General features: G+C 41.5%; 26 protein-coding genes. 24 read left to right on the forward strand and 2 right to left on the reverse strand.

All coding sequences use genetic code 11. The annotated features are described in order from the left end of the window. Positions 1–3: 3 nt before the first annotated feature. From lpxK to pyrF, 20 genes are all read left to right on the forward strand, one after another. On the forward strand, positions 4–1,017 hold the full coding sequence (gene lpxK / locus FTV52_RS06400; RefSeq protein WP_179990275.1) for a tetraacyldisaccharide 4'-kinase: 1,014 nt from the start codon (positions 4–6) through the stop codon (positions 1,015–1,017). 11 nt (positions 1,018–1,028) lie between these two features. Next, complete coding sequence (gene kdsB, locus FTV52_RS06405; RefSeq protein WP_004976805.1) at positions 1,029–1,790, forward strand: 3-deoxy-manno-octulosonate cytidylyltransferase; 762 nt, start codon at positions 1,029–1,031, stop codon at positions 1,788–1,790. A 14-nt stretch (positions 1,791–1,804) separates the two neighbouring features. Beyond that, complete coding sequence (locus tag FTV52_RS06410; protein WP_131261482.1) at positions 1,805–2,794, forward strand: DNA polymerase III subunit delta' C-terminal domain-containing protein; 990 nt, start codon at positions 1,805–1,807, stop codon at positions 2,792–2,794. Positions 2,795–2,804: 10 nt separating this feature from the next. Continuing rightward, positions 2,805–3,146: a PilZ domain-containing protein gene (locus tag FTV52_RS06415; protein ID WP_026438361.1), complete on the forward strand. Its 342-nt coding sequence runs from the start codon at positions 2,805–2,807 to the stop codon at positions 3,144–3,146. 24 nt (positions 3,147–3,170) lie between these two features. Then, positions 3,171–3,944 (forward strand): TatD family hydrolase, encoded by a 774-nt coding sequence (locus FTV52_RS06420; RefSeq protein ID WP_004976800.1) that lies wholly within the window; start codon positions 3,171–3,173, stop codon positions 3,942–3,944. A 93-nt stretch (positions 3,945–4,037) separates the two neighbouring features. Continuing rightward, the gene (locus FTV52_RS06425; protein WP_004976797.1) at positions 4,038–4,652 is read left to right on the forward strand and encodes a TetR/AcrR family transcriptional regulator; all 615 of its coding nucleotides are present in this window, start codon (positions 4,038–4,040) and stop codon (positions 4,650–4,652) included. A 6-nt stretch (positions 4,653–4,658) separates the two neighbouring features. After that, positions 4,659–5,210, forward strand: coding sequence for a Tfp pilus assembly protein FimT/FimU (locus FTV52_RS06430; RefSeq protein WP_179990277.1), 552 nt, complete (start codon positions 4,659–4,661; stop codon positions 5,208–5,210). Continuing rightward, positions 5,200–5,580 carry a type II secretion system minor pseudopilin GspI gene (gene gspI, locus FTV52_RS06435; protein WP_179990279.1) on the forward strand — a complete coding sequence of 127 codons (381 nt, stop codon included), beginning with the start codon at positions 5,200–5,202 and terminating at the stop codon, positions 5,578–5,580. Before FTV52_RS06430 ends, gspI begins: the two co-directional genes overlap by 11 nt. Continuing rightward, entirely contained in the window at positions 5,577–6,200 is a 624-nt protein-coding gene (gene gspJ, locus FTV52_RS06440) for a type II secretion system minor pseudopilin GspJ (protein WP_131261480.1), read from the forward strand. Before gspI ends, gspJ begins: the two co-directional genes overlap by 4 nt. A 13-nt stretch (positions 6,201–6,213) precedes the next feature. Beyond that, positions 6,214–7,197 (forward strand): type II secretion system minor pseudopilin GspK, encoded by a 984-nt coding sequence (gspK, locus tag FTV52_RS06445; protein WP_179990281.1) that lies wholly within the window; start codon positions 6,214–6,216, stop codon positions 7,195–7,197. A 182-nt stretch (positions 7,198–7,379) separates the two neighbouring features. After that, positions 7,380–7,976 carry a 6-carboxytetrahydropterin synthase gene (locus FTV52_RS06450; protein WP_104851897.1) on the forward strand — a complete coding sequence of 199 codons (597 nt, stop codon included), beginning with the start codon at positions 7,380–7,382 and terminating at the stop codon, positions 7,974–7,976. A 37-nt stretch (positions 7,977–8,013) separates the two neighbouring features. Further along, positions 8,014–8,727, forward strand: coding sequence for a uracil-DNA glycosylase (gene ung, locus FTV52_RS06455; protein WP_179990283.1), 714 nt, complete (start codon positions 8,014–8,016; stop codon positions 8,725–8,727). Next, positions 8,724–9,845 carry an enoyl-CoA hydratase/isomerase family protein gene (locus FTV52_RS06460; protein WP_004976784.1) on the forward strand — a complete coding sequence of 374 codons (1,122 nt, stop codon included), beginning with the start codon at positions 8,724–8,726 and terminating at the stop codon, positions 9,843–9,845. The genes ung and FTV52_RS06460 overlap by 4 nt, the downstream gene beginning before the upstream one ends. A 27-nt stretch (positions 9,846–9,872) precedes the next feature. Beyond that, positions 9,873–10,364, forward strand: coding sequence for a tRNA adenosine(34) deaminase TadA (gene tadA, locus FTV52_RS06465; RefSeq protein ID WP_004976782.1), 492 nt, complete (start codon positions 9,873–9,875; stop codon positions 10,362–10,364). 101 nt (positions 10,365–10,465) lie between these two features. Continuing rightward, on the forward strand, positions 10,466–10,897 hold the full coding sequence (locus FTV52_RS06470) for an SRPBCC family protein (RefSeq protein WP_179990284.1): 432 nt from the start codon (positions 10,466–10,468) through the stop codon (positions 10,895–10,897). A gap of 16 nt (positions 10,898–10,913) precedes the next feature. Then, complete coding sequence (gene cmk, locus FTV52_RS06475) at positions 10,914–11,606, forward strand: (d)CMP kinase (protein ID WP_154320795.1); 693 nt, start codon at positions 10,914–10,916, stop codon at positions 11,604–11,606. A 119-nt stretch (positions 11,607–11,725) separates the two neighbouring features. Continuing rightward, entirely contained in the window at positions 11,726–13,402 is a 1,677-nt protein-coding gene (gene rpsA / locus FTV52_RS06480) for a 30S ribosomal protein S1 (RefSeq protein WP_004976774.1), read from the forward strand. Positions 13,403–13,561: 159 nt separating this feature from the next. Continuing rightward, positions 13,562–13,867 carry an integration host factor subunit beta gene (locus FTV52_RS06485; protein ID WP_004976773.1) on the forward strand — a complete coding sequence of 102 codons (306 nt, stop codon included), beginning with the start codon at positions 13,562–13,564 and terminating at the stop codon, positions 13,865–13,867. Positions 13,868–13,884: 17 nt separating this feature from the next. Further along, positions 13,885–14,250 carry a lipopolysaccharide assembly protein LapA domain-containing protein gene (locus FTV52_RS06490; protein WP_004976771.1) on the forward strand — a complete coding sequence of 122 codons (366 nt, stop codon included), beginning with the start codon at positions 13,885–13,887 and terminating at the stop codon, positions 14,248–14,250. 182 nt (positions 14,251–14,432) lie between these two features. Continuing rightward, complete coding sequence (pyrF, locus tag FTV52_RS06495; RefSeq protein WP_019836519.1) at positions 14,433–15,113, forward strand: orotidine-5'-phosphate decarboxylase; 681 nt, start codon at positions 14,433–14,435, stop codon at positions 15,111–15,113. 121 nt (positions 15,114–15,234) lie between these two features. Here pyrF and FTV52_RS06500 read toward each other — a convergent pair whose 3' ends face one another. Together FTV52_RS06500 and FTV52_RS06505 are read right to left on the reverse strand one after the other, a co-directional pair. Further along, on the reverse strand, positions 15,235–16,140 hold the full coding sequence (locus FTV52_RS06500) for a lysine exporter LysO family protein (RefSeq protein ID WP_004976767.1): 906 nt from the start codon (positions 16,138–16,140) through the stop codon (positions 15,235–15,237). 67 nt (positions 16,141–16,207) lie between these two features. Beyond that, positions 16,208–17,686, reverse strand: coding sequence for an NAD(P)/FAD-dependent oxidoreductase (locus FTV52_RS06505; protein WP_154320792.1), 1,479 nt, complete (start codon positions 17,684–17,686; stop codon positions 16,208–16,210). 169 nt (positions 17,687–17,855) lie between these two features. Between FTV52_RS06505 and FTV52_RS06510 the strand changes: the two genes are divergently transcribed. The 4 genes from FTV52_RS06510 to FTV52_RS06525 all read left to right on the forward strand — a co-directional run bounded on the left by FTV52_RS06510 (position 17,856) and on the right by FTV52_RS06525 (position 24,273). Next, positions 17,856–18,863, forward strand: a complete 1,008-nt coding sequence (locus tag FTV52_RS06510; RefSeq protein WP_171501106.1) for an AraC family transcriptional regulator — start codon at positions 17,856–17,858, stop codon at positions 18,861–18,863. 89 nt (positions 18,864–18,952) lie between these two features. Beyond that, a complete protein-coding gene (gene zapE, locus FTV52_RS06515; protein WP_179990286.1) occupies positions 18,953–20,107 on the forward strand; it encodes a cell division protein ZapE in 1,155 nt (384 codons plus the stop codon). Positions 20,108–20,465: 358 nt separating this feature from the next. Continuing rightward, positions 20,466–22,631 (forward strand): malate synthase G, encoded by a 2,166-nt coding sequence (locus FTV52_RS06520; RefSeq protein WP_004976757.1) that lies wholly within the window; start codon positions 20,466–20,468, stop codon positions 22,629–22,631. 199 nt (positions 22,632–22,830) lie between these two features. Then, positions 22,831–24,273, forward strand: a complete 1,443-nt coding sequence (locus FTV52_RS06525) for an aldehyde dehydrogenase family protein (RefSeq protein ID WP_179990288.1) — start codon at positions 22,831–22,833, stop codon at positions 24,271–24,273. The last annotated feature ends 110 nt before the right edge of the window (positions 24,274–24,383 follow it).

The following is a 24,383-nucleotide window of genomic DNA, read 5'->3' on the forward strand; positions in this document are numbered from 1 at the left end:
CTCATGGCTTTGGCACAATTTATTCAGGACGCTTGGCAGCAACAGGCCAAATGGCTGGTTGTGCTTAGACCCTTGTCTTTATTGTACCGTGGTGTGAGTTTGCTCAATCAAAATTTATATCGTTCAGGTATTAAAACCGCTTATACCGCGCCCGTACCTGTGATGGTGATTGGCAATATTACTGTGGGTGGCAGCGGCAAAACCCCTTTGCTGATTCACTTGGTCAAATATCTACAAAGTTTAGATGTTCGTGTTGGCGTGATTAGCCGTGGTTATGGCGGAAAAGGCCCATTTCCAGCCTATGTCAGCATTGACGCTAATGTTGACGTAGTGGGCGATGAACCGACTTTGATTGTGCAATCTACAGGCGTACCGATGGCTGTGGGGCCAAATCGTCAAAAAAGTATTGAATTGTTACTTGCACAGCATGAATTGGATTTAATTATTAGTGATGATGGTTTGCAGCATTTGGCTTTAAACCGTCAATTGGAATGGATTGTTTTAGATAATAATCGTGGTTTGGGTAACGAGAAAATATTGCCCGAAGGTTATTTGCGTGAACCAAAATCTCGATTAGAGCATGCCACGGTGATTGAACATGCAGCGCAACCGAGTTCTGAATTAAATATGCATTTGGCCGTTGCAGCGCCATACTTATTGCATCCCGCACAAGAATTAATTTTTGATCCGACCCAAAATTTTTATGCTGTCGTGGGCATTGGCTTTCCTGAGCGGTTTTATAAAACTTTAGAGTCGATGGGTGTGACCCAATTTCAATGCCATGAGTTTCCAGACCACCATGACTATGAAATTACCGATTTGCAGTTTGAAGATTCGCAACCGATTATTACCACAGAAAAAGATGCAGTAAAGTTATTGCCTCTGTTAAAACAATATCCAGATTTTCAGCGTGAAATTTGGGTTGTACCTGTAGATGCAGTATTGTCATCGGCCTGCTATGTCACCTTACATCAACAATTGAAACAATTGGGTTTAAACCTGCCTGAAAGACCATGATAAGGAAAATTATGAAGCACATTGTTATCCCTGCACGTTATGCTAGTTCACGCCTGCCAGGCAAACCTTTACTGGAAATTCATGGTCGTGCCATGATTTTACGTGTGGTTGATCAGGCAAAAAAAGTGGCAGGTTTTGATGACTTGTGTGTGGCGACCGATGATGCTCGTATTGCAGAATTATGCCGTGCCGAAGGTGTAGATGTAGTGCTGACTTCGGCAGACCATCCATCAGGTACAGATCGTTTAAGTGAAGTGGCGCGCATTAAAGGTTGGGATAAAAACGATATTATCGTCAATGTGCAGGGCGATGAGCCACTTTTGCCTGCGCAATTGGTGCAACAAGTGGCGCAGTTGTTAGAAGCTCAACCTGAATGCTCGATGTCTACGCTATGTGAGCCGATTCAGCAACTAGATGAATTTACTCGCGACAGCATTGTTAAAGTGGTCATGTCTAAACACAATCAGGCTTTGTATTTTAGCCGTGCCACGATTCCTTATGACCGCGATGGTGCAAAAGCAGCGACACCACAATTGCATGCACATGCTTATCGTCATTTAGGCTTGTATGCGTACCGTGTGGAATTGCTACAAGAATATGTGACTTGGGAAATGGGAACATTGGAAAAGCTGGAAAGCCTAGAGCAATTGCGTGTATTGGAAAATGGACATCGTATTGCCATTGCAGTTGCAGAAGCCAATTTACCACCGGGTGTAGATACCCAAGCAGACTTAGACCGTTTGAATGCAATGGATATTGCGCATTTTGAGTAAGTGAAATACCTACCATGCAACGTGATGTAATTGGACAAGTATATCCATGGCAGCAACAAGTTTGGGAAAACCTGACAGGGCGATTTCCCAAAATGGGGCATGGTTTGTTATTTTTTGGCAAACAGGGTTGTGGTAAAGAAGCCTTCGCACAGCAATTTGTGGCTTGGATTTTGTGCCAGCAGCGTGATGTGCAATCACAGCCTTGTGGTGAATGTAGTAGTTGTCAGTGGTTAAAATCAGATACACATCCAAATTATGTCTATATCAGCACCGATGAAGAGAATAAAAAGCAAAACGCGAAAATTAAGATCGAGAAGATCCGTGATTTATTACCTTTTGTCCAGCAAACGGTAGATGGCTGGCGGGTGATTGTGATTGAACCTGCTGAAGCCTTAAATATTGCATCTTCCAATGCGTTGTTGAAAACCCTCGAAGAACCGGGTGATCGCATCGTGATTATTTTGCTGGCAGATCATTATCTTAAATTGCCTGCAACCATTCGCAGTCGTTTACAGCACTTTGCTTTAGACCGGATTGATGCTGCACAGGCTACGGCATATTTGCAGCAACATTTACCTGATGTAGATGCGGAAAAGCAGCAATTATTGATGAATTTATCTAATCAAATGCCGTTGCAGGCTTTACAGTTGGCTCAGGTGGAATGGCTAGAACAGCGTACAGATTTTCTCAAAGACTGGTATAAACTGGTGACGCAAAAAAATATGCCGCTGGCAATCGCAACCAAGTGGAACAAGGCGCTGAGCTTTACTGATTTTAGTCAGATGTTTGAATACTTGTTGTGTGATTTAATTTGTGTCAAGCTAAATCAAAGCATTAAAAATTTGGATTTAAGCACCGCTTTGCAGCATTTGGCTGAACAATATGACTTGGAAAGTCTGTTTGGTTTATATGCAGAATTACAGCAAGCCAAGCCAATGCTTGAGCAAAACGTGCAAAGTAATCTGGTGCTTGATCAGCTATGTATTAAGTTAATGAATATTTAAGGGGAACATGATGCAACCACGTATGGGCGGTATTATTCAGGCCAATATTCCTGATGTCGAAACGCTATATTTAAGTTATATGCCATACGTTGTGGGTGGTGGCTTATTTGTACCCTCAAAACAACCTGTAAAAATGGGTGAAGAAATCTTCGTACTTGCAACTTTGCCTGAACAATCACAAAAAATTCCACTTACAGGAAAAGTCATCTGGATTTCGCAAAAGCAAAATGGCATTAAATTGCAGGGCTTTGGCATTCAACTGAGCGGTGAAAAAGGCGTTTATTACAAATCTGAAGCCGAAAGAATCCTTGCGGGGCTTAAGTCTGACAACCGTAACAGTTACACTATGTAGGTTGTTTGCTTTTAGGAAAAAATCGTGTTTGTAGATACACATTGTCATTTAACGATGCTGGATTTAAGCCCTTATGATGGTGACTTAGACGCAGCAATTGCTCAGGCACGCCTAGCGGGGGTGTCTAAAATTATGGGTATCTCTGTCGATTTAGACGATCATATTGCATTGTCAAAAATTGCAGCACGTCATGCCGATGTCGGTTATAGCGTGGGTGTGCATCCTTGTGAAAACGCTGAAAATATGGCACGCGCCACCACCGAGCAACTGATTGCTTTGGCACAAGCAGACAAAGTCTGGGCTTTGGGCGAAACAGGTCTAGATTATTTTCACAGTACCGATTTTGTCGCAGAGCAAAAAGCCTGTTTTGCACGGCATATTCATGCGTCACAAGCTGTAAAAAAACCTGTGGTGGTACATACCCGTGCTGCTAAGCAAGATACGGTAGATATTATCCGTGCAGAAAAATCGACACATGGTGTATTACATTGCTTTACTGAAGACTGGGCAACCGCCAAAGCGGTGTTAGATTGCGGTTATTATGTGTCGTTTTCAGGCATTGTTTCCTTTAAAAATGCACAAGATTTACGTGATGTGGCTAAGCAAGTACCTTTAGACCGTGTCTTAATTGAAACTGATAGTCCATATTTGGCACCTGTGCCATATCGCGGTAAGACAAATGAGCCAAAATACGTTCCGTATGTAGCCAAAGCCCTAAGTGATGTATATGATAAGTCCTTAGAGGAAATGGCTTTCATAACAACACAAAACTTTGAAAACCTGCTCAAAGGACATTAATTTGCATAGTGGAATGATGCAAAAATTTAATGTTCTGGTGATATTAAAAATTTCCATTGATTGAATAGTGAAAAGAGAGTTTATCGGGTGAAGATGGATCGTCAGGCTCAGTTTCGAGCAAGAGAAACGTTAATTTTCCAAGTGGCAGAGCAGTTGCTTTTGGAAAATGGTGAAGCAGGAATGACCCTTGATGCTTTGGCAGCAGAACTGGATTTGGCCAAAGGTACTCTATATAAACACTTTCAAAGTAAAGATGAACTATATATGTTGCTTATTATTCGTAATGAGCGCATGTTGCTAGAAATGATTAAAGATGCGGAAAAACAGTTTCCTGAACATCTAGCATTTTTTATGCTGCATCACTTACATCATCCTGAACGTACTGTGCTTTTTCATCAAATTGAAGAACGCCTTTCTACAACGGGTGTTGGCATTGGCTTGTTGTTTAGTGAACTATATCAGGTTCGTAAAAGCCGATTACGCATCATTATCCGTATGACTGAACAATATTTGGAATCTATTAATAGTCACATGGAAGTGCGTGATTATCTGGCTTCAATTTGGGCACTTACGCATGGTGCGGCAGCCATTTTAAACTCAAGTTTCTATCAGCGTTATTTAGGTTCCCGGGATACTTTACGTGTGGCCTATATCGATCAAGCGTTGGCGATGCCCAAACAAGCACAATCTTTCGAGCAATTGAATTAATACGCTATGGACACACCACTATCTTCGGTTCGCGGTTTTACGCTCATTGAATTGATGGTGGTGATAGTCATTATGGCGATTATGGCATCGCTGGTTTTAATGAATATCGGTGGTGTTGATCAGCGTAAAGCCATGCAGGCGCGGGAAGTGTTTTTATTGGATTTGCGTAAACTGAATCGTGAAGCCAATGATCAAGCGCGTATTTTTGCACTCAATTTGCATCAAGCAACCGATGTTTCACCTGCGCGATATGATGTACTGGAATATCAGCCTTATGCTTCAGAACAACAATTAACCCTGCAAAATAATCAAAAATGGCAAAACTATGGCGAATTTAAAAGCAGAACGTTGCCTGAACAAGTTTCTATCCAAATTTTATCTTTAGAACAAAGCTATCCGAATGCTAACAATAGTGAGTTGCTGCAAGGTAATGCACCCGCACTGATTTGGCTGGGCAATGGTGAAGCCAAACCTGTGCGTATTCAGTTCTATTTAGAACAGCGTCCTGTAGGTGCGGAAATAGAGGTCGATCATTTAGGAAAAATCCATGAAAGCTAAAGGATTTACACTACTTGAAGTTATGGTGGCTTTGGCAATTTTTGCAACAGTAGCTATGGCAATGACCAAAGTGGCGATGCAATATACCCAATCCACCGCCAATGCAATTTTAAGAACCAAAGCACAATTTGTGGCTTTGAATGAAGTGGCATTGATGGAAATGAATCGGCAATGGTTAAGTGGAACAGAGTCAAAGCAAGTGACACAACAGGGCGAAACATGGCAAATTGACAAGTCCACACAGCCAACCATTAGTCCGAATGTGCAACGTGTCGATCTTCAAATCAGTTTATATAATCAAGACACAGGACAAGTTGAAGCAGGAGTGACTTCTTTGGTGTTTTTTAATGCCCGTGAGCAGCAATCATGAGTACAAAGAAAGGCTTCACTTTAGTTGAGTTGCTAGTCGCTATTGCAATTTTTGCAGTGCTGTCTGCTTTGGGTTGGAAAGTATTTGATTATCTCGCCAAAGTCAAAGATCGCAATGCGATGCATGAAGCCAATCTAGAACAGTTGCAAGAAAGCTATCAACAAATATTACGTGACACGATGCAGGCTGTTCCATTAACGGCCAATGTCAAAGGGCAGCAACAACCTGCTTTGGTTTTACAAAATGGACGTTTTAATTTCAGTAAAACAGGGGTGACCGATCCTTTGCAGCAGAGTATTTCACCCCATGAGCGTGTTGAATATCAATATCGTGCCGATGAAAAAAAATTGTATCGTTTAAAATATCGTAATTTGCATCAAACGGGCAATGATCAGCCTGAGTCGAGCGTGATGTTGGATGAAGTCGAAGCCTTTGAGATTATGGTTTTGAATCCAAATGAATTGAGCAGTTGGCCTGAAAGCAGTGTCGATTCGCAGCAAACTGAACAATTAAGGCTACTCCCGAAAGGAATAAAAATAAATTTAACCGTGCGTGACGTGCAATACGAATGGATATTTAGCTTATTGCAGACTGATTTTTTAAAGAAGAAAGACAATTAAAGGCACAGTGGCAATGTATTCAAAATCGACTCAGCGCTTAGGTAGCATCATCAAATCACAACAAGGCATCGCCTTGATTACGATTTTGATGTTGGTTGCCTTAGCTACGATTTTGGCAGCGACCATTGCCAAGCGGCAAATGTACACCAGTGAAAATACCGCCTATTTGATGCGTCAAAATCAGGCATTGTTATATGCCAAAAGTGCTGAAGTATTTTTTGCAGAATTACTGCAAGATGATGCTGAAAATGCAGGCCAAGTTGATCACTTACAAGAGAACTGGGCAAAACCGATGCCGCCATTTCCAGTCGAAGATGGTTATGTATCGGGCGTGCTGCAAGATGAGTCAGGGAAATTTAATTTAAATAGTTTGCTGACAACCGAAGATCAAGTAAACGAAAAAGCAAAAAAATATTTTGAAAAATTATTGCAGCGTGTTGGGCTACCTGCGCAATTAAGTGAAGCTGTGATTGATTGGCAAGATGCAGATGATGAACCGAGTGGTGCTATGGGTGCAGAGTCGAGTTATTACCAAGGTTTGCCAATTCCTTATTTACCGCCCAATAGCTTGTTTCATAGTGCGGAAGAATTAAAACAAGTCCGTGGTTTTGAAGGTGCGAAGTATCAGCAAATTGCACCTTATGTGAGTGCCTTGCCAAAACGAGATACCACTATCAATATTAATACCGCACCTGCTTTAGTTTTGGCGAGCTTTGATGAAAAATTGGATGTGGTTGCTGTGCAAAATCTACTTGATCGTCGTAATGCCAATTTAGAGCACTTTAGCAATGTAAATGCTTTGTGGGAGTTAGATGGCTTTCAAGCTGTCGATAGCGCGATACGCAATGAATTTACAAGTTTATTGGGTGTGCAATCCCATTATTTTAAAGCCAAAATTGAAGTGGTATTGGGCGAGCGCAAACGTCAATTTAGCAGTGGTTTGGTGCGTAGCGAAAAATCTGTCAATGTCAGTGGGCGAAGTCTGGCGCCATTTTAAGTATTAGCATTAACCTTGACTTAGTTGCTGTTATTCGGATGCAAATGCATTGCATATCTGTACTGAAACTGATCATTACGATTTTTGTCTGGCAATCTGCGGGCTAAAATTGGCTTATTGTTCACGTTTTGCATTATAATTAAAAAGAATATCCCCCAAATATTTTGATGACGTTAAGACCCATGTTAATTCGAAAGTTATTTAAGTTTGAAAATGCGCATATTGTGCGTAATTGCACTTCAGACCGCTGTAAGCGCTCGATTCATGGTCATAGCTATAAAGTAGAATTATTACTGAAAGCTTCAAAACTTGATCATGGACAAATGGTGTATGACTTTGGTTTGCTTAAAGGTGTAATCAAAGAATTATTTGATGCCTTCGATCATGCCATTTGTTTTTGGGAGCAGGATGACCCTGCATATATTCAAGCCTGCAAAACGTTCAGCGCACGTTGGGTATCTTTACCAGTATCGCCATCAGCAGAGCAGTTTTCACGTATTTTCTTTTATTTGGCACAACAAGTTTTGGCATCAACCATCACACAAAATGGGGAAGGTGATGTAGAAGTCTATTCTGTGATTGTACATGAAACTGATACAGGCTATGCACAAAGCTTTTTGGAAGATATTGAAAATGCGCAGATGGGATTGCTAAGTCTGGATCAAATTCATTTCTCTGAGCAAGTACAGACAGAATGGTCAGACCCACAAATGTATGAAAAATTAAAACAGGGGATGACATTCCAAAACCCGAATGTCGAGTTACAAGTTAAACTTTAAATCACATCATTAGACATCAACAAGGATTGATAGCGGTATGTCTTTTTCTGAGCAGCAATACGCGAGCTTAAATAAAGTTCAGTTAGATGAGAGTTGGAAATACAATCTAGCTGAATTTTTATTGAGTCCACAAATGGATGCGCTACGCGATTTTTTGTTGCAGGAAAAACAACAGAATAAGGTGATTTATCCACCAAGTTCACTGATATTTAATGCTCTAAATACCACGCCTTTAAATCAGGTGAAAGTCGTGATTATTGGGCAAGACCCTTATCATGGACCTAATCAGGCACATGGACTTAGTTTTTCTGTACAAAGAGGGGTTGCATTGCCACCATCTTTGCGTAATATTTTCCATGAGTTACATACAGATTTAGGTGTGCCTATTCCAAGACACGGTGATTTAACCCATTGGGCAGAGCAAGGGGTATTGCTGCTCAACAGCGTGTTAACAGTAGAAGCAGGACAACCAACCTCGCACCAAAAGCAGGGTTGGGAAGATTTTACAGATCATGTGATTGATGTGTTAAATCAACAACGTGAGCATATTGTGTTTATTTTGTGGGGCGCGTATGCACAACGTAAAGGACAACGTATAGATCCAAATAAACATCTGATTTTGAAGGCAGCGCATCCATCCCCATTGGCAGCAAACCGCGGTGGTTTTTTTGGATGTAAAGTATTTTCAAAATCAAATAATTATCTTAAACAAAATGGCATTGAGCCTATAGACTGGCAGCTGGACGCATGACACATTCTCCCATTTCTAAAGAATATCATCCGGATTTAATTGTCGAAGAAGCAAATAACGGTTGGCGCATTGTACGTTTGAATCGCCCAAAATCTTTGCATGCTTTAGATGAATCTATTGTTTCTGCATTATTGGCAGTATTTGAAGACTTTCATACCGATGATAGCGTAAAAGCAATTTGGCTAGATTCGACCACACCAAAAGCATTTTGTGCAGGCGGTGATGTGCGTAAATTACGTCAGCTTGTCATTAATGATGAGGTTGCAACTGCCAATAAATTCTTTGAGCAAGAATATGCGTTGGACTTGTTGCTACATAACTATGCCAAGCCTGTTTTAGTGTGGGGTGAAGGTTATGTCATGGGTGGTGGCTTAGGTCTATTTATGGCTGCACCATTCCGTTTGGTGACACCGTATTCACGTTTAGCTATGCCAGAAATTAACATTGGTTTATACCCAGATGTAGGGGCAACTCGTTTCTTGGCTGACCGTGGTGCGATTGGCTTGTTCACAGGTTTAACGGGTTCAATTATGACTGCTGCAGGTGCGTATGGTATTGGTTGGGCAACCCATATTTGTGATGCACAACGCGCTTCTGTATTAGAAAAAGTCATTAATATTGACTGGAATCATTACCCTGCAGGTGACTTCCGTGCCATTGATGATACCTTGAACAGCATGCACCGTCCTGTAGGGCCTGGGCCGCTACAGAATTCTTTGGATGTGATTCAAAGCGTGTGCCGTGGTGTGAGTTTTGAAAGTGATTATGAATCCATCATTGGTCTAAGCGATGCACGTAGCGATTGGTTACGTCAAGCCAGTGAAAACTTGCAAAAAGGTTCACCAACCACAGCAGCTTTAACGTGGTTACTATGGCAATGGGGTAAGAAGGTTCACGCTTGGAATGAAGTGTTTGAACTGGAAACGCAAATTTCAGACTGGAAAATTCGCCACGCAGATTTTGTCGAAGGTGTGCGCGCACGTTTGGTCGATAAAGACCTTGCACCAGCTTGGCAGCAAAATGGGCCAGTGCAGCTCAAAACCATTTTTGCAGACAATCCACCTGTGACGAGCATTGAAAGCTGGAATGAGTTATTGAAACAATACGAGATTATTTAATTCGTATTGATTTTTACTCATATTTAAATGTCAGAACAGAACTATAGTGATGAAGACTGGATGCAGCTTGCCTATGCGCAGGCTGCTTTGGCTGCAGCACAGGGAGAAATTCCTGTGGGGGCTGTCATCGTTAGTCAAAATCAAGTGATTGGCGCGGGTTATAACGCGCCTATTTCCTTACACGACGCAACCGCACATGCCGAAATTGTGGCAATCCGTGCAGCATGTGATCATATTCAAAATTATCGTTTACCTGAAGATGCCACGCTTTATGTCACACTGGAGCCTTGTACCATGTGTGTGGGTGCGCTCATTCATGCGCGAATCAAACGTGTGGTATTTGGAGCAACTGAACCCAAAGCCGGCTCATTGATCAGTGCTAGAAAGCTTTTAGAGTCAGGCTATTACAATCATATTTTTGAGTATCAATCAGGTTGTTTAGAGCAGCAATGTTCAGCCCAGTTGAGTGATTTTTTTAAGATGCGCCGTGCGCAAAAGAAACAACAAAAGCAGCAATAGTTGATAAATGACCTCCATGATCAAAACCAGTTCTGAGTTTTAGGCTTGATTTGCGTTAAACTAAATCAAACACAACATAGCATTCATCATCAGGGCAAACCATGCACGCTATTCAAATTAAAAAAGAATTTAATGCGCCAGTTGCGCAAGTATTTGAATTACTTTCTAAACATGCAACTTATAATATTGCATTTGCACCAATGCAAGTGGTGCGCATTAAAGACTCTGCTGACCCTGAACGTCCAGATGGTGTAGGTTCGGTGCGTCGTATGGGGATTGGGCCAATTAAACCTTTGCAAGAGCAAATTACCGTGCTTGAACCGAATCAGCGGATTGGATATAAAATCATTAAAAATCCATTGATCAAACATCATTTGGGTACAATTGAATTTCAGCAAGTGGCAGATCACAAAACCTTGGTCACGTATAGCATTGAGCTACAAGCGCGAGTTCCGTTTGTGAGCAAAGCTATTCTTGCGCAGTTGAAAACTGCAATTAAAATTGGTTTATCCAAACTCGCAAAATCTCTCTAATCATTTCGGAAACAGCATGACGGTTCAAATTATTACCATTGATGGCCCTAGCGGTTCAGGTAAAGGCACACTCGCGGCAAAATTGGCAGCATATTATCAGTTTCATTTACTCGACTCTGGTGCGTTGTATCGTTTGTTGGGTTTGGCGTTACATAAGCAGAATTTGCTAGATCAACTTGATACTGAACTGAGTCAATGCGTTGCCATTGCAACACAGCTCAATATTCAATTTGTGACCCAGCCAGATGGCACACAAGTGTTGCTTGATGGTGAAGATGTCACGCAAACCATACGTACCGAACGTGTGGGGGAATATGCCTCAAAAGTTGCGGCAGTACCTGAATTGCGCACAGCATTACTTGCACGTCAGCATGCCTTTGCCCAAGCACCAGGCTTGGTTGCAGATGGACGCGATATGGCGACCAGTATTTTTCCAAATGCGCAGGCTAAAATTTATTTAACTGCTTCGGCAGAGTCGCGTGCACAAAGACGAGTAAAACAGTTGCAGGGTATGGGGCTGGATGCTAAAATAAGCGACATTTTAGCGAATATACAGGCTCGCGACAAACGAGACATGGAGCGCACAGTTGCTCCGCTCAAGCCTGCAGAAGATGCTTACATCATTGATAGTTCTGAGTTGAACATTGATGAAGTATTTGCATTAATGACAGCTTATGTCGATCAGAAGCTTGCTATTTGCCGCGCTTAACCGCGTGAAATAAACCTATTCAGCGAACGCATAGCTTGATCAGTTCTATACGGACTATGTAGACGCTTAACTAAACCGGCCTTGTCTGATCCAAGACCGCTGACTTTATCAGGTATATCATGACCGAATCTTTTGCAGCCCTCTTTGAAGAAAGCGAATTAAACCTCAACGTTGAAAAGGGTGCTGTCATCCAAGGCGTTGTAGTAAGCATCGACTCTGACTGGGTAACAGTTGATACTGGCCTTAAATCAGAAGGCGTTGTTGACCGCGCTGAATTCTTAAACGAACAACGCGAACTTGAAGTTCAAGTTGGTGACACCGTTGATGTTGTTGTTGAAGCACTTGACAACGGTATGGGCCAAACTGTTTTATCACGTGAAAAAGCGAAACGTGCTGAAACTTGGACTAAACTTGAAAAAATCTTTGAAGACGGCGAAATCGTTACTGGTGTTATCTCTGGTAAAGTTAAAGGCGGTTTCACTGTAGACATCGGTCCAGTTCGTGCGTTCTTACCAGGTTCTTTGGTAGACACTCGTCCTATCCGTGACACAACTCACCTTGAAGGTAAAGAGTTAGAGTTCAAAGTTATCAAACTTGATGCTAAACGTAACAACGTTGTTGTATCTCGTCGTGCAGTTATGGAAGCTGAATCTTCAGCTGACCGTGAAGCGCTTCTTGCTCAGCTTGAAGAAGGTCAAACTGTTACTGGTACGATTAAGAACCTTACTGACTACGGTGCATTCGTTGACCTTGGCGGTATTGACGGTCTTCTTCACATCACTGACATGGCTTGGAAACGTATCAAGCATCCATCAGAAGTGGTTGAAGTGGGTCAAGAAGTTACTGTTAAAGTACTTAAATTTGACAAAGAGCGTAACCGCGTATCTTTAGGTCTTAAGCAATTAGGCGAAGATCCATGGTTAGCGATCATGAGCCGTTATCCTAAAGGTTCTATCGTTAAAGCTCGCGTAACAAACTTAACTGACTACGGCTGTTTCGCAGAAATCGCTGAAGGCGTTGAAGGTTTAGTACACGTTTCAGAAATGGACCACACTAACAAAAACATCCACCCATCTAAAGTTGTTCAGATTGGTGACGAAGTTGACGTTATGGTTCTTGAAGTGGACGAAGAGCGTCGTCGTATTTCTCTTGGTATCAAACAAACTCGTGCTAACCCATGGGAAGAGTTTGCTAAGAACCATGACAAAGGTGAAAAAGTTTCAGGTACAATCAAGTCAATCACTGACTTCGGTATCTTCATCGGTTTACCAGGCGGTATCGATGGTCTAGTTCACTTGTCTGACATTTCTTGGAACGAGCAAGGCGAAGAAGCTATTCGTCGTTACAAGAAAGGTGACACTGTTGAAGCGGTTATCCTTTCTGTAGACGCTGAAGGCAACCGTATCAGCCTTGGTATCAAGCAATTGAACAGCGATCCATTCAACGATTTCTTAGCTGCTAACGAACGTGGTGCTTTGGTTAAAGGTACTGTAACTGCTGTTGATGCTCGTGGCGCAACTGTTAAGTTAGCTGACGAAGTTGAAGCAACACTTAAAGCATCTGAAATCAACCGTGATCGCGTTGAAGATGCAACTAAGTTCTTGGAAGTTGGTCAAGAAGTTGAAGCGAAAATCATCAACGTAGACCGTAAATCTCGCTCTATCAACTTGTCTATCAAAGCGAAAGACGAAGCTGAAGAGAAAGAAGCTGTTGCTAACTTGAAAACTGCAACTAGCGGTCAAGACAATGGTCCTAAGACAATTGGTGACTTGATCAAAGCTCAAATGGGCAACTAAGTTGCGGGTAAACTGTATGGTTAATGTAAATTAGCACATACTTTTTACACAAATACTGTAAACGGTAGCGTAGTATTCAATTATTACGCTACCGTTTTGTATTTAAACAGGTTATTATCAGTTTAGGTACAAGTAGCTTGATAATTAAAGAGGTCGCAGATGACTACTGAAGCACTTAATAAGTCTGATTTGATAGAACGAATTGCTTTGAAAAATCCACATTTGGCTGAGCCATTGGTGGAAGAAGCTGTGAAGATCATGATTGATCAAATGATTGCATCACTATCGGCAGATAACCGAATTGAAATTCGTGGATTCGGTAGTTTTGCATTGCATCACCGTGAACCACGTGTAGGTCGTAACCCAAAAACAGGTAAGTCTGTAGAAGTTGCGGCTAAAGCTGTACCGCACTTTAAACCGGGTAAAGCACTACGTGATGCAGTAAACGAGTCTGTAAATAAATAAAATTCCTAGGGGTGTTTATGCGTTACGTTCTAGTCGCTATTTTAGTTATTCTATTTGGATATTCTCTGGCATTGGTTTTGCAAAACGGCACTGAACTTTCAGTTGACCTGTTATTTACTCAAGTGCCTGCAATGCGTTTGGGTCTATTGCTACTGATTACATTGGCACTTGGTTTGGTGCTAGGGTTATTGTTGGGCGTGCAGGTTTTCCGTGTATTCCAAAATAGTTGGGAAATTAAGCGACTACGTAAAGATATTGAATACCTACGCAAAGAGCAAATTCATGCAGCTCAACTGGCTGCTGCTGAAGCTGCTGCGCATACTCGTCATGAAAAAACGGTATTAGATGTGCATACTGAAGATCGTTCTTCTAATGCACTTTAATTTGCTCTGTTGAGCGAATTGATCATCAACACCTCAAGGTTATCTTGGGGTGTTTTTTTATGTGTGCCTTTGACGAATGGCTGATTATCGCTGCGATGGGGGATAAGCTGTCTTTTTGACTATCTGCTTGGCACGAATCACTTTATAATAGCGACTCTTTGTCAAATCCATAGGTAATTCTCTTGAGTATCATTGTTGCCCTCGATGCTAAAAGCCAATATGACGCCTTAACCATTGCAGAACAATTAGACCCTGCATTATGTCGAGTAAAAGTTGGTAAAGAGTTATTTACCCATGAAGGTCCTGCAGTCGTGAAAGCCTTGCATGATAAAGGTTTTGAGGTTTTTCTAGATTTGAAATTTCACGATATTCCAAATACAACGGCTCAGGCTGTATGTGCTGCAGCAGATTTAGGCGTATGGATGGTCAACGTGCATGCCTCAGGTGGTCGTAAAATGATGGAAACCTGTGTGGAGCGTTTAAAAGCAGGGAATTATCAGACTCAACTGATTGCAGTGACTGTACTAACCTCTATGGGGCGTGAAGATTTAAAAGATTTAGGTTTAGATATTGAGCCTTTTGAGCAAGTTCAGCGTTTAGCTAAACTCACTCAAGAAAGTGGTTTAGATGGTGTGGTGTGTTCTGCGCAAGAAGCCAAAATGTTGCGTGAAATCTTAGGGCAGGATTTTGCCTTAGTAACTCCAGGGATTCGTCCTGAAGGCTCAAATGCCGATGATCAAAAACGTATTGTGACTCCCAAACAAGCTATGCTGGATGGTTCTACGCATTTGGTGATTGGTCGTCCAATTACAAAATCTGAAAATCCACGTCAGACTTTGAAAGATATTTTAGCGACGCTTTAATTTTACTATCGCTGACTCTCTAAAAGGGAGATAAGCCCTCTCTCTAACTCTCGCCTAAATAGAGCGCAAACCCTCTCTCCAACTCTCTCCCAGAGGGAGAGAGGACAATTGTTGATTCTTTTTAAATAGCAGCCAATACACTTACAGCAATGGGTGCAAGGATTGACAATACAAATCCACTGACCATGGCATGTGGAATAAAATCGTTGCCACAGGCTTGTTTTACCATGGGCAAAGTGACGTCCATGGCAGTTGCGCCTGCGGCAGAAATTGCAGCACGTGGATAACGCCATCCCAAAATATACATCAGCAATATCGCAAAAATCTCTCTGAATAAATCATTCATTAACGCAATACTACCCAATTCGGCATTGCGAAGTTCCGACACCACAATCCCGCTCATGGAATAAAATCCATAACCTTGTGAGAGCATAAGCAAATCTTGTAGAGCGATGGGGAGCCAAAGTGCGCAAAGTAGTACCCCTGCAACTGAACCGAAAATACAGCCTACGGGCACCATTAAAATTTTCCAATTCAGCCAAGAACGATCTAAAGGCGAATAAGCGAGATCGAGTCCAATCATCCACATAAACAGCAACAGTAAATACCAAGTGTTGATCTGAACTTGGAAATCCATAGCACTAAAAAGTAGATGCAGCACGTAGCCTGCCAAAAGTGCAAAAAAGGCATAACTGATGTTGATGCAGGATTGAATCAACAACTGTAATGAAACTTTGCCTTGCGTTGCTTGCAGCCCCAAACCTTTGTAAAGCAAATAACAACACAGAAAAGCACCAATTGATGTAGCAAATGCAATCTGTAAAGCTGTAGATAGAATATGCGATGGCTGCTGTAGTGAACCGAGCGTTTGTGAAAATTCCATCGCAATTGCAATTAGCAGGATATAGCTAAAATATGGAAGCAGTTGAAACGCAATTTTTTCGATTATTCGAGGGAGGCGTTTTGCCAGTACAAAGCCTAGACATAAACAGCAGAGTAATTGGAAAATCAGCCAAAGAGATTGCATGAGATCAACAGGTGGGAGATAGATAAAAACCTGTTGATTATGCCAGTTTGCTTTTAAAAGCGGAAATTTATGCCGCTTTACTGATTAATCTGAAATCACTCGGATGCAGCGACTTGGTTTTTAGCCAATATTTCCAAGTATAGGTTGGCCAAAGTGCAAAGTTTTTTCCACCATCTTGTTGATACCAACTTACACAGCCAGATTGCCAAACCGTGTTATTTAGCATGTCTTGCACATCGTGGTTAAATTGATCTTGTACTTGATCTTTTACTACAATTGCATTGCTCTGTGATTGTGCCACCAAATCCATCATTTGCAGAATGTAATCGACTTGCGATTCGATCATAAAAATAACCGAGTTATGCGCCAAAACTGTATTTGGCCCAAGCAACTGAAACAGGTTCGGAAAACCTTTGTGGCTAATGCCGTAATAGCTTTCTGCGCCATCTTTCCATGCCTGTTTTAATTCAACGCCATGTTCACCAATGCAGCTAAATGGCTGTAGATAGATACGCGGATCGGTAATAAAGCCTGTGCCATAAATCAGACAATCAATTTTTCGCATTTTACCATCTTTGGTGATGATGCTGTCTGCAGTCAATTCCTGTATTGCATCAGTCACTAATTCGACGTTGTCACGGTTAAAAGTTGGGAAGTATTTATTGGACACTAAAATACGTTTACATCCCATAATGTAGTCAGGCGTGAGTTTTTGTGCCAATTGTTTGTCTTTGACCTGAAAACGAATAAAGGCTTCTGCCAGTTTTTGGGTATATTTCATCACGCTAGGTTGCATGATTGGAATTGCACGTGATTCATTCGACCAATACAAACGCGCACGATGCAATTTTCTAAACCAGTCTGCTTGTTTAAACAGTTTTTTCTCAATATTCAGATATTTGCGTTCATCTCGTGGAATGACCCATGCAGCTGTACGTTGCATGACATATAACTGTTTAACTTGAGGTGCAATTTCAGGAATGTATTGAATCGCGCTGCCGCCTGTGCCAATAGATGCCACAACTTTGCTATTTAAGTTGTATTGATGATCCCATTGAGACGAGTGAAAAACCTTGCCCTGAAACTTTTCAATGCCTTTAATGTGCGGGATTTGTGGCACATGCAGTGGGCCAGAAGCAAAGACTAAATATTGGCAACTCAATTGTCTGCCATCTTTTAACGCAACATGCCATACACAGTCTTTTTCATGGTATTCGGTATGCACCACTTCGCTGTTAAATTGGCAATATTCACGCAGATTAAATTGTTGCACCACATCTTGAATATATTGAAAAATTTCTGGTGCTTCGGCATAGCGTTTTGACCAGTCAGTTTTGGGTGCAAATGACAATGAATACAGATGCGACTGCACATCACAAGCCGCACCAGGGTATTGATTTTCACGCCAAGTACCACCCACTTCATCAGACTTTTCTAAAATCACAAAGTTATGAATATTGCGTTGTAGTAAACGAATCGCCATGGCTAATCCGCCAAAGCCTGCACCAATAATTGCGACTTGATAATACGCTGCTGCATCCTGCATGAAGATATCCTTATATTTATTTTGTTTGATTTGAGTTTGTTTGAGTCAGGATAGAATAAGCCAGCATGCGGTAACATGATCGTGCTGACATAAAAATTGATATTTTCGGCAATTTCTATCTGTGGACAAATCGGGTAAAAAGGATATTCCGTTTCGCACTGTTCATTTTATGAAAAGATCCATACTTGGCTTAATGTATTTAATACAAGGCATGCGTAAAGCAGGCGTTGATGTCGATGCAAAATTGCAAAGTATCGGCTTGCGTGCAGATGCGCTAGATACCAGTTCAATCATTCATCCGAGTTTGGAATGGGATATTCTAAAAGTGATTGGTGAAGATGTAGAACCTGAAATGGGGCTGTTTATTGGACAGCATTATGCTTTGGCAGGTTATGGTCCTTTATTGATGTTATTGGTGACCAGTCCAGATATTGCCACTGCATTAGAAAAAGGGATTCAATATCAGGGATTGACGCATTTAAGCGGGAAACTAAGTTTACAACATAGCACGCGACATATTGCATTGTGTTATCAACCCAATGATTTACATAGTAGTTTAGGTGTATTACGTGCGCAGTGTGAAATTTCAGGCACATTCAAATTTATTCAAGACCTATATAAAATGATGGGGATGAGTGCGCCACGTATTCGCATAGAATTGCCATTTGTACAGCCGCAGCAAAGTGAAGTTTTGCAAACTTTTTATGATTATTACGGTCAAGATATTGTTTTTAATCAATCACAAGCAGCATTTTGGTTTGATGATGCAGTTCTCACAGCACGTATTCCCTCTGCCGATGCAGTCACTTTTAGCAGTTATGAAGCCAAGTGTGTGATTGAGTTAGAGCGACTTAAACTTGAAGATGATGCGCCTTCGGTAGTGCAGCGCGTAAAAGATTATTTGGAGTTACAACAGGGCAGTATGCCGAGCATGGCAGAAACAGCACATGCTTTGCAAATTCCTGAACGGACATTGCGCCATCAACTGCAACAACTGAACACCAGTTATAAACAAATTCGTGAAGATCTCATCAAAGATAAAGCATTGCGATTAATTGAATATCAGGAATATTCAATTGAAATGATTGCAGAGTTACTTGGTTATTCAGAACCCGCAGCATTTAATCATGCCTTTAAGCGGTGGTTTGGACAAAGTCCACGCCAATATACAAAATAGCCTAAGTATTTTGCAAACTATGCCAAAGTGCTATATCTCGTGATTCGATCTTCGTTATAATCTATTTGCCCAAATAAGTACTGATGAATATGTCTGATTTTAATTCGCCACAAACCACAGCCTTTACTCCATTATCGCCTGCGGAGCGTTATGCACAAGCGTTAGCCTTTGGACAATTTATGCCAGATGATGCGCAGGCGCAGGCTGTACACGAACTTGAGCGTGTGTGGCAGGAATTAATTCAACGCTATAAAGCATCAAAAAAAGCGTTCCGCCGTTTCCGCCGCCAAACAGCACCACAGGGTGTTTATATGTGGGGTGGTGTAGGTCGTGGTAAAACATGGCTCATGGATCAGTTTTACGACTCGATTCCATTTAGACGTAAAACACGTATGCACTTTCACCACTTTATGCAGCATGTGCATCGTGAACTGAACAAACTTTCAGGGCAGCGTAACCCGCTCGATTCTGTTGCAGACCAAATTTATAAAGATGCAGTGGTGATTTGTTTCGATGAATTTTTCGTATCTAACGTGACTGATGCGATGATTCTGAGTGACTTGTTCCAAAAATTATTCCATCGTGGCATTACTTTGGTGGCAACATCTAACATCGCCCCAGACGGTTTATATAAAAATGGTATCCATCGAGATCGTTTTATTCCAACCATTGAAATGGTCAAAAAACATTGCCAAGTGCTAAATGTCGATGCTGGTGTAGATTATCGCTTACGTGTTTTGAAACAGGCGCAATTATTTAAATCGCCTTTAACGCATGATAATCAAAACTGGATGGCACAGCGTTTCAGTGCTTTGAGTAATACACAACATTATTCTTCTGAGCCAATTATTATCAACCAACGTATTGTTGAAACAATTGCGCATACTGAAGATGTGTTGTGGTGTGAATTTTCAGAACTGTGCTTTAAACCGCGTAGTCCTGCAGACTTTATTGAAATTGCCAACATCTACAACACGGTTTTGGTGAGCAATGTACCGCATTTAACAGACTTCTTGTCTGAAGGAACACGTCGTTTTATTTATTTGGTCGATGAATTTTATGATCGTGGTGTCAAGTTATTACTGACTTCTGAAGATTCGATTATTGAAATTTATCAGGGCGAAAAACTGGCATTTGAAATTGAACGCACACGTTCACGTTTATTGGAAATGCAGTCTGATGATTACTTAAATGAAGAACATCGACAGATACAGGCCACCGAAGCCAAACATCAAATCAGTTGATCTTTTAAGCGCCTAGAACTAGGCGCTTTTTTATGATAGAAAAGATGTGACTGTTGGTTTTATCGACATTTTGTCATAAACATGGCTTAATCTTGAAGGGTTGCAATAAGACTGACGTCGATTTTTACAACAAAATCTGAACTTAAGTCTAATTTCGACATTTCAAAAACTTTATACACTGTAAAAGTGTATTTAGATGAGTAATAGTGTCGTGTTTCTGATCAGGATTTATGATGATTGTTGTCATTCATCTTGTAATAAATGATCGTTATTTTGAAATGTGATAATACTATTCAGCTAAATATAAATCAGTATACTAGAATCTCTTGTATAAAAAGTAGCAATATCAGGAAAGACAATGACTGCACGTATTCAAAAAGGCAAGTTAGCGATTGCTAAAGAACTTTACGATTTCATCGAAAATGAAGCATTACCAGGTTCTGGTTTGGACAGTGATACATACTGGAAAAACTTTGAGCAAGTCGTTGTCGATCTTAGCCCTAAGAACAAAACATTACTCGCAAAGCGTGATGAGCTTCAGGCTAAAATTGATGAATGGCACCGCAATAATACATTTGAATTAGAAGCTTACAAAGCTTTCTTGACTGAAATTGGCTACTTATTACCAGAAGTAGAAGATTTTCAAATTACCACCGAAAATGTTGATGAAGAAATCGCATTATTGGCTGGTCCACAGCTCGTAGTACCTGTACGTAACGCACGTTATTGCTTGAACGCAGCAAACGCACGTTGGGGTTCGTTATATGACGCACTTTACGGTTTTGACGTTATTTCTGAAGAAAATGGCGCAGAAAAAGGTAAAGGCTACAACCCAGTTCGTGGTGAAAAAGTAATTGCATTCGCGAAAAACTTCTTAAATGAAACTTTCCCATTGGCGCAAGGTTCACATGCCGACGCGACTCAATATGCTGTAGAAGCAAACAAACTTGTTGTTCGCCTAAAAGATGGTTCTACAACAACTGTTGCGGATAGCTCTAAATTCGTTGGTTACAATGGCGAAGCTTCTGCACCAACTGAAATCGTACTGAAAAATAACGGCCTGCACGCAGTCATCCAGATTGATGCAAACAGCCCAATTGGACAGACAGATGCAGCTGGCGTGAAAGATGTTGTGCTTGAAGCGGCTGTAACGACGATTCAAGACTTGGAAGACTCTGTTGCAGCAGTTGATGCTGAAGAAAAAGTTGAAGGCTACCGTAACTGGTTAGGCTTGATGAAAGGTACGCTTGAAGAGTCTATCGAGAAAAATGGCAAGACCATTACCCGTAAACTAAATGCTGACCGCACCTTCAAAAATGTTGAAGGCGGTGAGACCAAGGTTCATGGCCGTTCATTGATGCTGCTTCGTAACGTGGGTCACTTGATGACAAACCCGGCGATCCTTGTAGATGGCGAAGAAATTTATGAAGGCATCATGGATGCATTGGTCACTCCATTGCTTTCTGTGGCTGATATCCGTGGTGAGAACACGATCAAGAACTCACGTACCGGTTCTATGTATATCGTTAAGCCAAAAATGCACGGTCCAGAAGAAGTAGCATTTGCGGTTGAGCTGTTTGAACGTGCTGAACAAGCGCTTGGCTTACCTGCTAAAACCCTGAAAATCGGTATCATGGATGAAGAGCGTCGTACCTCTGTTAACCTGAAAAACTGTATTGCTCAGGCGAAAGACCGTACCATCTTTATTAACACTGGTTTCATGGATCGTACAGGTGATGAAATCCATACCTTCATGGAAGCAGGTCCATTTGTTCGTAAAGGCGAAATCAAAGGCCAAAAATGGTTCCCAGCTTACGAAAACCGTAACGTCATGGTAGGTCTACAAACAGGTCTACGTGGTAAAGCACAGATTGGTAAAGGCATGTGGCCAAAACCAGACATGCTGTTAGACATGTACAAAACCAAGACTGAACATCCTGAAGCAGGCGCAAGCTGTGCATGGGTTCCGTCTCCAACAGGTGCAGTGATTCACGCGATTCACTACCATCAAATTAATGTAGCAAACCGTCAGCAAGAATTGCTTGCAACTGAAGCATTGCCTTTAGATGATTTGTTAACTCCACCTCTTGCAACTGATACCAACTGGTCTGAAGAAGAGAAACTAAAAGAACTGGAAAATAACTGCCAAGGTATCTTGGGTTATGTCGTTCGTTGGGTTGATCTGGGTGTAGGTTGTTCTAAAGTTCCAGACATCAATGATGTGGGCCTGATGGAAGACCGTGCAACTTTACGTATTTCTTCTCAGCACGTTGCCAACTGGTTACGTCACGGAATTGTAACGCGTGAACAGGTTGAAGAAGTAATGCAGCGCATGGCGAAAATTGTAGATCAACAAAATGCTGATGATCCACTATACACGCCTATGTCTAACGACTTTGCTAATAACATTGCATTCCAAGCTGCATCTGACTTGATCTTCAAAGGTGGCGAGCAACCTTCTGGTTACACAGAGCCACTTTTACACGCAGCGCGTTTAAAGTTAAAAGGTTATACAGGTGATTAATCCTTTAGGATTTGATTTACTGATTGTGTAATACAAACAAATGAGCCTCTTCGGAGGCTTTTTTGTTGCCTGTATTTTGCTTATGGTTTTTTGAAAATTTTGCAGCTGAATAGTTACAGGATGTACTTGCTGCTAGAAAAACATCAAGCTGCGGAGTAGAGTGAAAGTCATATATAAAAAGTAGCGCAAGGACAAATACATGCCAGCATATCAAGATTTGAATCAACAATTTATTGGCGGCAAGTGGTCGGTTGGGACATCTACTAAAACCATTCCAAACTTGAATCCATATCATCAAACTACAATTTTTGAGATGCAGGGCGCCAGCGTGGTAGATGTTGATAGTGCCTATAGTACAGCGCAAAAAGCTTTTGATGAACAATTGATTCAATCCACAAGTCTGCGTCAATACATCATTAAGAACTTAGAGCAAGTCATTCAGCAACGACGCGAAGAAATTATCCAGTGGCTGATTGATGAGTCGGGCAGTACCCGTTTAAAAGCCAATATCGAAGTCGATGCTGCTTTAGGGATTATTCAAGAAGCTGCACAATTTCCCGAGCAAATGACCACGACGCAACTGGAAAGCAAAGATCCGAAAGTCCGTAGTGTTGTTTTGCGTAAACCTTTGGGTGTTATTGCTGTGATCAGTCCGTGGAATTTCCCTTTCCATTTGTCTATGCGTTCAGTGGTTACAGCGATTGCTTGTGGTAATAGTGTAGTGCTCAAACCTGCCAGTGATACGCCAGTCACAGGTGGAACTATACTCGGTAAACTGTTCGAAGAAGCAGACTTGCCTGCAGGCGTACTCAATGTGGTGGCGGGTGCGAGTCGTGAAATTGGTGATTACTTTGTTGAGCATGTAACTCCTAAAATGATTTCATTTACAGGCTCTACAGAAGTTGGACAGCATGTAGGGCAACTGGCCGTTGCGGGTGAGCATTTAAAACGTGTCGCCTTAGAACTCGGTGGCAATGCACCTTTAGTCATTTTGGATGATGCAGATATAGATTTGGCCGTAGAACTAACTGTGATGGGGCGCTTTTTGCATCAAGGTCAAATTTGCATGAGTACCAATCGGGTCATTGTCGATCAGTCTATTTATGCAGCCTATCTTGAAAAATTGTTAGCAAGTGTGTCGCAATTAGTAGTAGGTGATCCGAATAAAAATGACACCTTGATTGGGCCAATTATTAATGCAGAACAGGTAAAAAAGCATCAGCATATTATTCAAAAAGCACAGGCGCAGGGTGCAGAATTGGTTTATGCGGGCGGGGTTACGGGGAACTTAGTTGCACCACATGTTTTTGTGAATGTCGCTGCCGATTCAGAAATTGTACAAAATGAAAGTTTTGGACCTATTTTACCGATTCTCAATGCAGCAGATACCGCACATGCCTTACAGTTAGCGAACGATACACGCTATGGTTTATCTGCTGCTGTATGCACTACAAATGTAGAACGCGGTGCAGAATTTGCAGCACAGTTTGATGTTGGAATGACACATATTAATGGTATTACCGTTGCCGATCATGCCAATGCACCGTTTGGTGGTGAGAAAAACTCAGGCTTAGGTCGTTTTAATGGGCGCTGGATATTTGAAGAATTTACCCGCACGCATTGGCTGACATTGCCAGCTTAACGGTAATTATTTGTCCTGCGTTTTGTTTGAGTAAGAAGGAATGCGTGGGTGCGCACTTACTGTTCATGATCAAAACGCATAATATAGTGCGTGTGTCTAATCATCCAATT

Origin of the sequence: Acinetobacter sp. YH1901141 (assembly GCF_013416935.1) — a bacterium.
Lineage (GTDB): Bacteria > Pseudomonadota > Gammaproteobacteria > Pseudomonadales > Moraxellaceae > Acinetobacter > Acinetobacter towneri.